We start from the raw sequence: 12535 nt of genomic DNA on the forward strand, positions 1-12535 counted from the left end.
ATGGTAATTGTAATGCTTTTGACAGGATCGGAACCATGACTACAATTCAAATCAAAAAATCTCAAAATATTTTAATCTACAAATAATAGCTGGCTAAAAATGGAAAATGTCTCATTTGAAAAAAAACAAATCTTAATAGTTGACGATGAGCCAAGTATTTTAAAGTTATTAAACTTCATTTTATCAAAGCAATACACTGTTCATGCAATGGAAAGTGGTTATAAAGCTCATTTGTGGCTTGAGGAAGGAAATTTCCCTGATATTATTATTCTGGATCTGCATATGCCACATTTTGATGGCACCTCTTTCCTTAAAAGTATCAAGATAAGCGGATATTACAGAGAAATTCCTGTTATCATCTTATCAGCTGCTGAAGATCTTGATCAGATCGTAGCGAATTTACCATTTGAAGTAGAGGCTTATTTCCCAAAACCATTTAATCCGGAAAGCCTGAAAACGGAGATTGCTAAAGTACTGACCTCAATAACAACATCATTTTAAACAGATAATGGACTATAATTATAAAGGAATCAGATTGGTTTACTGTGGCACTGAACTTTCTCCTGAATCAGGGGAGATTCTGGGCCAGGAGTATAATATTTTTCGGCTGGATGATCCATCTAAACTGGAAGCATATTTAAGCTCTTTATCCTTGTTCTCTACTCCTGATGTGATTATGATCGAGGTAGTTGATGAGGAGGTAGTCTTTTCTATTATTGCCAAAATTAAAAATAATCCGCTGACAAGCGGGCTGATCATTGTTTTAATGGCAAAGAAACCTGACGCTAAATTAAGAGCAAGGGCTATAAAAGCCAAGATACATGATTTGTATTTTCTTCCTTTTCAGATGGAAGATCTGAGAGACAGACTGAATTTTCTAATCAAATTCAAACTGATCAAACCAAACATTGAGCAGTTATCAGTGATTAAAAAACATAAGGAATATGATATTCCGGCAACCAAGCGGATTTTTGATATCGTGGCTGCAGGTGGAGTATTACTGGTATTATCACCTTTTCTTTTGATCGTAGCTCTGCTGATTAAGCTGGATTCTAAAGGACCGGTTATCTATAAAAGTAAAAGGGTTGGTACCGGTTATAAAATATTTGACTTCTATAAATTCAGATCGATGAAAGCAGGGGCAGATCTTGAACTGAAAAATTTATCGGCACTGAATCAGTACGCTGATGATGGAAGTGGTACCAATGCTTTTGTGAAAATTAAGAATGATCCGCGTGTTACTAAACTGGGGAATTTTTTAAGGAGTTCCAGTATTGATGAAATTCCGCAGTTGCTGAATGTGCTGAAAGGAGATATGTCTCTGGTAGGAAACAGACCGCTGCCCTTATATGAAGCTGAGATGTTAACCTCCAATGAATGGTCAATGCGTTTCTTAGGCCCTTCAGGTCTAACTGGTTTATGGCAGATCAGTAAAAGAGGAAAAGCTGATATGTCTGATACTGAAAGAAAAAAACTGGATAATTTTTATGCAAGAAATTACTCGGTCTGGTTTGATATGAGCATCATGTTAAGAACCTTCCCTGCCTTGTTCCAAAAAGAAAAAGTTTAAACCCGGCAGCTTGTGCTCCCCAACAGAGGGGCTGGCCGGAAAGAACAATAAACAGATAAAATCAATTTATAAATAATAACCTAAATTTACAATCAAATGAAAAGAATATCTGCTCTCACAGTTTTTTTACTTTCGTTTCTTTGCCTGCAGGTATCTGCACAGGAGTCGATTATCGGAGACATCAATTATGGTCAGCTGGAAAAATATATCCAGGCTGCAAAAGAAAATTACCCTAAACGTAAGATCCTTAAAGCACAGGAGGAAGCCATTAAAACTGGTATACCCATTGCACAGATTTCTTATCTTGATATGTTCAGTGCATCTTACTTTTATCGCCCTGGTGATAAACAGGCTATCAGTGGTCCGGGACAGACAAATAATCCTTATATTGTAAATGGTATTCAATACGGAATCAGCTTTAACCTGGGTGCCTTTTTACAGAAACCATTTTTGGTTAAACGTGCAAAAGCGGATTATAAGGTAGCTAAGTTACAGACTGAAGATTATGATTATGCTTTGGTCAATGAGGTTAAAAAAAGATACTATACCTATATTCAGACTTTAAGCGAACTGAAAATTAAAACCCAGACTGCACAGGACAATAATGGTGTAGCTGAAAATGCCCGCCGCAGATTTGAAAAAGGGGAGATTCCTTTGGATACCTATAACGGCAGCAGAGTTCAGTTATCGGATTCTAATTCTGCTAAAATACAGACTGAGGTGAATTATCTGAATGCAAAAGATGCATTGGAAGAAATAATTGGCAGGAAACTTACTGATATAAAGTAATACAATTCAAGTTTATTACGAAATGGACATTCAAAGATTTTTAAAGCTTCTCAAAAAATATATATGGATACTGGTATTGGTACCTGTAGTAGCAGCTGTTATCACTTATTTTTTATCTAAAAATATTCCTAAAGAGTATAAATCTCAAGTTCAGATTTCTACTGGCCTGGTTGATCAGTCGAAACAATTGTCCTCTCAGACTCAGAATGATTACTTTAAAACAAGTCAGCAGTTTAGCAATATCATTGAAAAAATGAAGATGAGAAAGATTATGAGTATTCTTTCTTATAATCTGATTATTCATGATCTGGAAAACCCTAAGGCCACTTTCAGAAAATACAGTAAAAAACTGGATTCTCTTTCTGCTCCGCAAAAAGCTGAAGTTTTAGGAATCTATCAGCAGAAACTTGCGCAGAAAGTTCCGATTACGGTTTATGATAATAAAGGAAAGTATAAACTATATGACATCCTTCAGGGGATGGGTTATGGTGAGGCTGCCCTGAACAAAAAACTGATGATCTACAGACCTGATAACAGTGATTTTGTGAATATAGATTTTACATCAGAAAATCCGCAGTTGTCTGCCTATCTGGTGAATACACTGGCTACTGAGTTTATCAGTAACTACAGTATAGATGTTTACAATAACCAGAACAATTCTATAGCCGTGCTTGATTCCCTGCTTAAAAAGAAGGAAAAAGACATGAATGCCAAGAATGGTGCACTGAAAAGCTTCAAAATGAAAAACGGAGTCTTAAATCTGAATGAGCAGGCAGCTACTGTCTATTCGCAGATCTCTCAGTACGAAGAGAGAAAGGCTCAGGCTATTCGTGATATCCAGGCTAATCAGGGTGCCCTGGCAGCTATAAACAGTAAACTTAAAGGGGTTGGAGATCCTTATATGGGTGGTACGGTTATAGAAGATAATAATGCTATTCTCAATTTGAAAAGTGAACTGAAAATAGCCAATGACCGTTATATAGATGGAAGTTTCAAACAGTCGGATAAACGTAAAGTAGATTCCCTGCAGAACTTATTATCCAGACAGTCTGCCAGAAATTCTGATAAAAACGTAGTTGACCCGCAGGTAGCAAAACAGGGATTGGTACAGCAGAGAATTAATCTGGATATTTCAACCGGACAGATCAAGAATACCATCAATTCGATTGATAAGCAGCTGGCCAAACTTAAAGGACAGTATAATACAATGGTTCCTTTTGATGCCGGCATTCAAAACTATGAAAGGGATGCTGATATCGCAACAAAAGACTATATGGCAGCGCTGGAGCGTACTAATCAGAGTCGTACGGAGCAAAATACAGGTTTAAAACTGCAGGTTGCCCAGATTGGCTTACCAGGTTCTGCCGAGGCTTCTAAAACACTGGTTTACGTTGCTTTATCTGGTATTGCGACTTTTGCTGTATGTTTTTCCGGTTTGGTACTGTTATTTCTGACAGATCATTCTATCAATACGATACATCAGCTGGAAGCAGCAACAAAAATGCGTGTACTGGGTAGTCTGAACTATGTTCCTGAAAAAAACATAGATATAAAATCTATCTGGAACGATACTAAAAACAATAACTATACAATTCATAAGGATTTACTGCGGTCGCTGCGATTTGAAATCGGTGATCTGCTGGCGGCTGATGACAGCCGTGTACTGGGAATTACCAGTCTGGGCGCAGGTGAGGGAAAAACATTCCTGGCCTCTAACCTGGCTTATGCCTATGCCATGACCGGTAAAAAAGTGCTGTTGATTGGAGGTGATCAGGTTGCTCCTGTATTATCAGATTCCAAACAACTGCAGATCAGTCAGAACTTTGAAACGTTCCTGGTTAAAAGAGAAATACAGATCGATGATATGATCACCCGTTTGAATAAGATTGATGAAACCAGATCTTTGCTTGAAATTCAGAGTGAGAGGAACCTGAGAGCGGGATTTGATGTGCTTAAAAAACAGTTTGATATCATCATTATCGATGTGAACAGCTTATTAAATATTAACCTGGCTAAAGAATGGCTTTCTTTTACTGAAAAGAACCTTGCTGTTTTTGAAGCTGGTAAAACATTAACTGATTCTGATAAAGATTTAGTAACTTTTCTTAAGAAACAGCCTGGGTTTATGGGCTGGGTGATCAATAAAATAAAATTGACCGGTATTGAAGGTTAATTTTTTGGTAGATATTTAATTATGCAGCGAGATTCTAATCACCTGTTCTTAAAGAAATCGAGAATAAAATTTTTAATTTTTGGTCTTCTGATAGCGGGAATATCCAGTTTTGCAACTGCGAAACTGGAATTTTTAGTTCCGGTAGTATTAGCACTGCTGGCGGTATTTACTGTCTACCTGATTTTTTTATTCAGAAATCCTAAGGTCGGACTGGTAACTCTGGTTATTTACTGTTTTACGCTGGGCTTTTTAGGAAGAGAAATAGGTGGGGTACCTTATGGTATCGGGATTGAAATCTTGCTGGTGCTCACCTGGTTATCCTCGCTGATTTATTATAAAAAAGAAGACTGGCCGGTGATACGGAATGATCTGAGCTTATTGTTCCTGATCTGGTTTATCGTTAGTGTAATTGAGGTTATTAATCCGGCCGGGGCAAGTGTAATGGGCTGGCTGATGGAAATCAGGTCAGTTGCCTTATATCCTGTGCTGCTTATTCCTTTGAGTTTTGTCGTTTTTAACAAAAAGAGTGATCTGGATCTCTTTATTAAACTGATTCTGGGTTTGGCACTTGTAGCTGCATTGAACGGAATTAAACAGATTCATATTGGTTTATTTCCCGGAGAACAGGCCTTTATTTTAGGTCCTGGTGGGGCAACACATTTGATTTTTGGGAAACTAAGAGCCTTTTCGTTTTACGATGCCGGACAGTTCGGTGCTTTTGAAGCTGTTTTTGTGGTGATGGCTGTGGTGTTGGCTCTGGGCTCGTCCAAACTATGGAAAAAGGTTACCTTGTTTTCTTTTGCAGCTATCTATGGTTATGCGATGTTACTTTCGGGCACAAGGGGCGCTTTTTTCGCCCTGGTCGTCGCCGCTATATTTGCTATATTTCTTACTAAAAATTTCAAGGTGTTATTTCTGGGTGGGTTTTTTATGGTCATGTTTTTAGGGGTACTTAAATTTACTACCATAGGGAGCAATTACTATGAAATTAACCGCTTCAGAAGTTCACTGGATCCGGAAGATCCGTCTTTGAATGTACGTTTTAATACACAACGGGTTTTAAGGGAATATCTCAGTACCCGGCCTTTTGGAGGCGGATTGGGTGTGCTGGGAGCCTTTTCCACGTATAACCAGGATAAATTTCTGTCGACTATCCAGCCGGATAGTTACTGGGTTAAGATCTGGGCTATGTATGGTATTGTCGGGCTGACCCTGTGGTTTAGTATACTGATGTATGTGCTGGGTAAATGCTGCGGAATCATCTGGAAAATACAGGATAAAAAACTTAAAGTAAAACTCATCGCTATTTTATCGGCCAGTGCCGGTATATTTTTCTGTAGTTATGGAAATGAGGTTATCAATAATATGCCCTCTTCCATGATTGTCTGTATCTCATTTGTTCTGGTTTATCTGGGCCCTAAATTTGATAGGGATATAGCAGATGAAAATTTAATTGCCAATAGTAGTTCATTAGAAATTAAACCCGTTTAATCCGATCCGTTATGCCATTTGAAATATTTCTTATTCCCGGTTTACTCTTTTTTGCCTATGGCTTCTTTAAGTCTGGTAAACACTTTGAAAAGGTGTATTCAAAAGAGGAAGAACCTAAATAAAAAGGATATTTATTATGAATCAAACTCTTTGGGTAGTTTTTCAGGTCATCATTGGATATAACCTTGTTCTTCCAATGCTGCTTTTTGTTTTCTATAAACTCTTTAAAAGAAAAAGAAAAACAAGCGGGAAGACCAGTAATTATGATTATGCCATCATTGTTACGGCTTACGAACAGACAGGGCTTTTGCCTTCGGTCGTTGATTCTCTGCTGCAGTTGAATTATGAAAACTATCTGATTTATATCGTAGCTGATAATTGTGATATTTCAGACCTGCATTTTAACAATGACAGGGTAATACTGTTAAAACCGGAAACAGTTCTGGCTAGTAACACCAGATCTCATCTTTATGCAATTGCTCATTTTAAAAGAGCGCATGAGCTGCTGACTATCATAGATAGTGATAACCTGACAGACCCGGAATATCTCAATGAACTGAATCAGTTTTTTGACCAGGGGTTTGAAGCGGTTCAGGGAGTCAGGGCAGCTAAAAACCTGAATACCACTTTTGCCTGTCTGGATGCGGCAAGGGATATTTATTATCACTTTTATGATGGAGAGGTTTTGTTTGAATTGGGCTCATCAGCTACTCTGGCGGGGTCAGGAATGGCTTTTAAAACCAGTCTTTACAGCTCCTGTTTTGATAATCTGGATATTACCGGGGCAGGGTTTGATAAGGTACTGCAGGCTCAGCTGTTAAAACGGGGTAAACGTATTGCTTTTGCTCAAAAGGCAGTTGTATATGATGAAAAAACGACGAATTCTGCACAGTTGGTTAACCAGCGGTCCAGATGGATCAATACCTGGTTCAAATATTTTGGATATGGATTTGATATTTTATTCAGGGGGATAAAAAGATTAAATTTTAATCAGTTTTTATTTGGTGTGATTTTACTAAGACCACCCTTGTTTATGTTTATACTGTTGTCTCTTTTATGTGCTTTTGTTAATTTATTTATCTTCCCGTTTTATACTTTAATCTGGTTTTTTGCCTTCGGGATTTTTGCTGCGAGCTTCTGGATTTCACTGATCAGTCATCCAACTGATCCCAGGATATACCGGTCTTTAATTAACATTCCAAAGTTTATATTTTTTCAATTATTATCATTAGTACATGCCAAACAGGCCAACAAGCGGTCGGTAGCTACTAAACATGATATTACTTCATAATTCTTATGATCAAGCAAACAGAAGGAGCAGTCATTTCAGGAAGGGATATTGTTATTGTTGGCCAGCAGCCATGGGATGTGAATATTGGTAGTAATTGCAAAAATATAGCTATAGAACTGGCTAAACATAACCGGGTTTTATATGTTAATTCTGCGCTGGACAGGATAACGTTGCTCAGAAACAGAAAAGATGCTGCAATTATCAAACGCAGAGCTGTAATTAAAGGGAAAACAAATGGTCTGATTCCGGTTAGTGATAATTTATGGACGCTTTATCCTGATGTGCTGATTGAATCTGTCAACTGGATTAATAATTTTAAAATATTTGATCTGCTGAACAAGCGGAATAACAGGCTCTTTGCCGGATCAATTTTGAAAACCATATCCTTACTGGGTTTTAAAAATGTAATACTCTTTAATGATAATGATATGTTCAAGAGTTTTTATCTTAAAGAATTTCTTCATCCTGCTCTGAGTATTTATTATTCCAGAGATTTTATGCTGGCTGTGGATTACTGGAAAAAACACGGGACGAAAATTGAACCTGCCCTGATTGCCAAGAGTGATTTATGTGTAGCGAACTCTACTTATCTGAGTAATTATTGCAAGCAATATAATCCTTCCTCTTTTTATATAGGTCAGGGCTGTGAACTTGATATTTTTACCAGTTCAAAAGATCTTCCGGTTGTAGCAGCTATTGAAAAACTATCCGGGCCTAAAATAGGTTATGTAGGAGCTTTGCAGAGTATACGTCTGGACATTGACCTTATTGGTTATATCGCGTGGACTAAACCGGAATGGAATATTATTCTGGTAGGTCCTGAAGATGATGTATTCAGGGATAGTGAATTACACAGCATTCCGAATATCCATTTTTCTGGTGCTCAGAAACCTGAAGATCTGCCGCAGTATATCAATGCGTTTGATCTGTGTATCAACCCTCAGCTGATTAACCAGGTAACTATAGGGAATTATCCCCGCAAAATTGATGAATACCTGGCTATGGGTAAACCCGTGGTGGCTACACATACCGAGGCTGTGACTATTTTTGAAAAGGCAGTTTATCTGGCAGAAGGTAAAGAAAACTTTGTAGCCATGATTGATAAGGGGCTTCATGAAAATACTGCTGAACTGGCAGCATACCGGGTAGAGGTTGCACAGTCGCATTCCTGGGAAAACAGTGTAGGTGAATTGTATAAGGCTATTAATCACGTCATATAAACAGCTATGTCATTATCCGCAAAAATAAAAGCCAATCCGGTACTGAAAAAAATAGCACACAGGATGTTAATTCCTGCTAATGATTTCAGACCAAGGTTATGGGTCAGATTACTGGTGAATCCTTTCAAACATCAAAAAGGAAAAGGGACGATTGTAAGAAGAATGACCAGAATGGATGTATTTCCATTTAATCCTTTTGCATTGGGGGATTATAGTATTATAGAGGATTTTTCAACGATTAATAACGGGGTAGGAGCAGTGCTGATTGGTAACCGGACAATTATTGGAATTGGTTGTACAGTTATTGGCCCGGTAAAAATCGGGAACCATGTTATGCTTGCACAAAACATCGTGATTTCAGGACTTAATCATGGTTATGAACTGATTGATATTCCTCCAAGTGAACAGAAGACAGTAACAAAAGATATCACCATCAAAGATAATGTCTGGATCGGAGCTAATTGTGTGATTACTGCTGGTGTTACCATTGGCAGGCATGCTGTGATCGGAGCGGGAAGTGTAGTTACTAAAGATGTACCTGATTACTCGGTAGCTGTAGGTAATCCTGCAAGAGTTATTAAATTATATAATTTTGAGAACAAACAGTGGGAGTCTGTAAAATCCTGACCAATTTATTCTTTCAAAGCTGAATATTATGAAGAGCCCGTATAACCCTGACTGGATAAATCAATTCCTCTATACTTACACAAAGTATGAAGAAATTGACCCTGCTGTATTTGCAGCAATCAACAGGGATCTGGATAAAGTACAAAGTAAAGAGCCGCTGGTAAGTGTAGTGGTTATTGCATGGAATGAAGAGATTAATATTCTTCGTTGCGTGGCCAGTTTGTCTAAAATGAAAACAGCTATCCCTTTTGAAATTATTGTGGTTAATAATAATTCACAGGATAAAACACAGGAAACTATTGACCAGCTTCATGTCAGATCTTTTAATGAACTGACCCAGGGAGCAGGCCCGGCCAGACAAAAAGGCCAGGAAAATGCTTTGGGTAAATATATTTTAACTGCTGATGCAGATTGTTTTTATCCGGAAGTATGGATTGATGAGATGATGCGTGTTTTAACACAGCAAGGGGTAGTTTGTGTATATGGCAGATACTCTTTTATTGGCGAGCCGGGATTTCCAAGATGGAAACTCAGGATACTGGAAACATTAAAAGATACTATGGCTGAAATCAGACATATCAAACAGCCTTATTTCAATACGTTTGGGATTAGCATGGGCTATGTGAAAGAGTTTGGCCTCAAAATTGGGTTTATCAGGATCAACAGGAGAGGTGAGGATGGACAGCTTTGTCTGGATTTAATGAGTTATGGTAAAATCAAACAGGTTAAAGCCAGAAAAGCAAGAGTATGGACAGGTGTGAGAACACTGAGCCAGAACGGTTCTTTTTATAATATCGTAATTTCCAGAATCAAAGAAGATCTGAAAAGATTTAAATATAATTTTATTACCCGTAATTAATAATATGTCCGTGATGCCAGTGAATGATAAGATGAATCTTTTTGATGATGTTACACTGCTGATTACTCATTATAACAGAAGTAGTTCTTTAGAACGGTTACTCAGAACTTTTAAAGAGCAGGGGGTTGGTTTCAGTGAAATTATAGTTTCTGATGATTGCAGTGACAGCTTTCATTTAAAGCATCTTGAAAAGATTAAGGATGAATTTTCCTTCAGACTGATTACTGCAAAAGTTAATGGGGGATTAGGTAATAATCTCAATAAGGGACAAATTGAGGTGAAAACGCCCTATACGTTATATGTACAGGAAGATTTTATTCCTCTGCCTGTTTTTGCTGCACATTTTCATGATGCCATGGATATGATGCACGCTGAGGCAGATCTTGATCTGGTAAGATTTTATGCTTATGGTCCGTATCCTTATCTGAAACCGTATAAAAATGGATTTTCAGCGATGTTGTATAAACCCTGGTATACCGATAAAAATAAGATATACAATTATAGTGATCACCCTCATCTCAGACGCTCTTCATTCTTTGAACGTTTTGGGAAATATACTGAGGGGATAAAGTCTGACAAAACTGAATATGAAATGTGTCTGTCTTTCATTCAGAATAAAGGGAGAGCACTTTTTTATGATCAGTATGACAGCCTTTTTCTGCAGGAAAATTCTTCGGCAGAACCCAGTACGGTAACCAGAAGTAACTGGAGACAAAGTGATAATCCACTGATTTCATTAGTCAGGCTGGTATACAGACAGATTAAGTATAATTATGACCTTCATATCAATACTAAATTCAAAAGATAAGACAAAAAAATATGAAACTGAACAATCGCATATCCGTTGTAGTAGCTTGTGATAATCACTATGTAATACTCATGGCTGCCTTATTGAAATCGATTGAAATGAATCATTTGAGTGAGGATATTGTGGATATTTATATCGTTGATGATCATATCTCGAAAGTGAACAGGCAAAAACTCACTGCTTCACTGGTACTGGAAAAGATTAATCTGATCTGGTTGAAAATGAGTGAAATAATTCCGGAAGGAGTCAAATTGCCATTAGTCAATAATTCTTATCCGCTCAATACTTATATCAGACTTCTGATCCCTTATTTTATACCAAAGGAAATCAAAAAGGTACTCTTTTTAGATGTGGATATGATCATGCTGGATGATATCAGTAATTTATGGAGGATTGAAACCGGGGATAAAGTGATCGGCGCTGTAAATGATAATGCCGGTGATCATGAAAAGACTATCAGGGAAGGGATTGAAAATTATCAGGAATTAGGTCTTGATCCTGATCAGAAGTATTTTAATGCAGGTCTCCAGCTTATTAATATAGAAAAGTGGCAGGAACAGGATATTACACAGAAAACTTTTGATGCCATTAACAGCAATAAGAAATATGCTGGTCTGGGTGATCAGTATGGATTGAATATTTCACTGATTGGTAACTGGCACGAGATTGACAGAATGTGGAACTGTTTCTCTGTTTGTACCGATCCAAAACCTAAGCTGATTCATTATTTTCACAGAAAACCTATTTATAAAACCTATGCCTATAATTATAGGGAAGAGTTCTTTTATTATCTGAATCTGACAGCATGGAAAGGGTTTAAGCCAATTGGAGAAACAACAAGATATATGAAAAAGATAAATAATATCTTTGAGAAGATAAAACTGTTATTCTAACGGGGATTTAAATGACGAAAAATTCTAATCAGCTTATTCCGGGTGTTACGTTGCTTATTACTCATTATAACAGGAGTGAATCTTTATTACGCCTGTTAAAAACAATCGCTCAGCATGAAATTTCTTTTGAACAGATCATTGTATCTGATGACGGCAGTAAAAAGGAACATCTGAACCGTTTAAAAGAGATGCATGAAGATCTGGGTTTTACTTTAGTCACTACTGAAGTAAACAGAGGTCTGGGAAATAACATCAATAAAGGTATGGATGCGGTAAAATCTCCTTATATCCTTTATATCCAGGAAGATTTTGTGCCCAAATCTGCTTTTATTACTGCCTTAAAGGACGGCCTTGAAATCATGAAGTCAGAAAGCCAGTGGGATATTGTTCGTTTTTATTCTTTTCCCTGGTCTCCTTATCCTTATTTAAAACCTTATAAAAAAGGTTTTTCGCGAATGATATTCAGTTTGTGGCCATGGTATACCAATCATCTTAAATTTCATGTGTACAGTGATCATCCGCATTTAAAAAGAGCGGGTTTCACAACGAAGTTTGGCCGGTATTTCGAAGCGCCGAACGGAGATGTAACTGAAATGAAAATGTGTCGTTCCTTTCTTAAAAATAAAGGTAAAGCCCTGTACTTTAAAAATTATATGGAGCTGTTTGAACATGATAATCCCGAGGATGAACCCGGATTGTTCAGACCCGATAAAGTGAAAACTAAAACTTATGCAGATATTAAGCCTTTATACTGGGCCTATCTGAAATATAAAATGATTAAGGACACCGTTTCTTTTGTTCTGAATAAATAGAT

Annotated in this window: 12 protein-coding genes; all 12 read left to right on the forward strand. The window is 37.3% G+C overall.

Translation table 11 applies throughout. The features are described 5' to 3' along the window. The first annotated feature begins 99 nt into the window (after positions 1-99). Complete coding sequence (locus PL_RS21425; RefSeq protein WP_041877661.1) at positions 100-501, forward strand: response regulator; 402 nt, start codon at positions 100-102, stop codon at positions 499-501. Positions 502-508: 7 nt separating this feature from the next. Next, positions 509-1570, forward strand: a complete 1062-nt coding sequence (locus PL_RS21430) for a sugar transferase (protein WP_041877659.1) — start codon at positions 509-511, stop codon at positions 1568-1570. Between the two features lie 96 nt (positions 1571-1666). Continuing rightward, positions 1667-2359 (forward strand): TolC family protein, encoded by a 693-nt coding sequence (locus tag PL_RS21435; RefSeq protein WP_348620345.1) that lies wholly within the window; start codon positions 1667-1669, stop codon positions 2357-2359. Positions 2360-2381: 22 nt separating this feature from the next. Further along, positions 2382-4532, forward strand: coding sequence for an exopolysaccharide transport family protein (locus tag PL_RS21440; RefSeq protein ID WP_041877657.1), 2151 nt, complete (start codon positions 2382-2384; stop codon positions 4530-4532). 21 nt (positions 4533-4553) lie between these two features. Further along, on the forward strand, positions 4554-6023 hold the full coding sequence (locus tag PL_RS21445; protein ID WP_052495984.1) for an O-antigen ligase family protein: 1470 nt from the start codon (positions 4554-4556) through the stop codon (positions 6021-6023). A 136-nt stretch (positions 6024-6159) separates the two neighbouring features. Then, positions 6160-7314: a glycosyltransferase gene (locus PL_RS21450; RefSeq protein WP_041877655.1), complete on the forward strand. Its 1155-nt coding sequence runs from the start codon at positions 6160-6162 to the stop codon at positions 7312-7314. A 5-nt stretch (positions 7315-7319) separates the two neighbouring features. Then, the gene (locus tag PL_RS21455) at positions 7320-8534 is read left to right on the forward strand and encodes a glycosyltransferase (protein WP_041877653.1); all 1215 of its coding nucleotides are present in this window, start codon (positions 7320-7322) and stop codon (positions 8532-8534) included. 6 nt (positions 8535-8540) lie between these two features. Continuing rightward, positions 8541-9161 carry an acyltransferase gene (locus PL_RS21460; protein ID WP_041877651.1) on the forward strand — a complete coding sequence of 207 codons (621 nt, stop codon included), beginning with the start codon at positions 8541-8543 and terminating at the stop codon, positions 9159-9161. 28 nt (positions 9162-9189) lie between these two features. Then, a complete protein-coding gene (locus PL_RS21465; RefSeq protein ID WP_041877649.1) occupies positions 9190-10020 on the forward strand; it encodes a glycosyltransferase family 2 protein in 831 nt (276 codons plus the stop codon). Between the two features lie 4 nt (positions 10021-10024). Then, positions 10025-10828: a glycosyltransferase gene (locus PL_RS21470; RefSeq protein ID WP_348620348.1), complete on the forward strand. Its 804-nt coding sequence runs from the start codon at positions 10025-10027 to the stop codon at positions 10826-10828. 11 nt (positions 10829-10839) lie between these two features. Then, a complete protein-coding gene (locus PL_RS21475; protein ID WP_041877647.1) occupies positions 10840-11721 on the forward strand; it encodes a glycosyltransferase family 8 protein in 882 nt (293 codons plus the stop codon). 11 nt (positions 11722-11732) lie between these two features. Next, positions 11733-12533, forward strand: coding sequence for a glycosyltransferase family 2 protein (locus PL_RS21480; RefSeq protein ID WP_052495983.1), 801 nt, complete (start codon positions 11733-11735; stop codon positions 12531-12533). Positions 12534-12535: the final 2 nt, after the last annotated feature.

The organism is Pedobacter lusitanus (assembly GCF_040026395.1).
GTDB classification, from domain to species: Bacteria; Bacteroidota; Bacteroidia; order Sphingobacteriales; family Sphingobacteriaceae; genus Pedobacter; species Pedobacter lusitanus.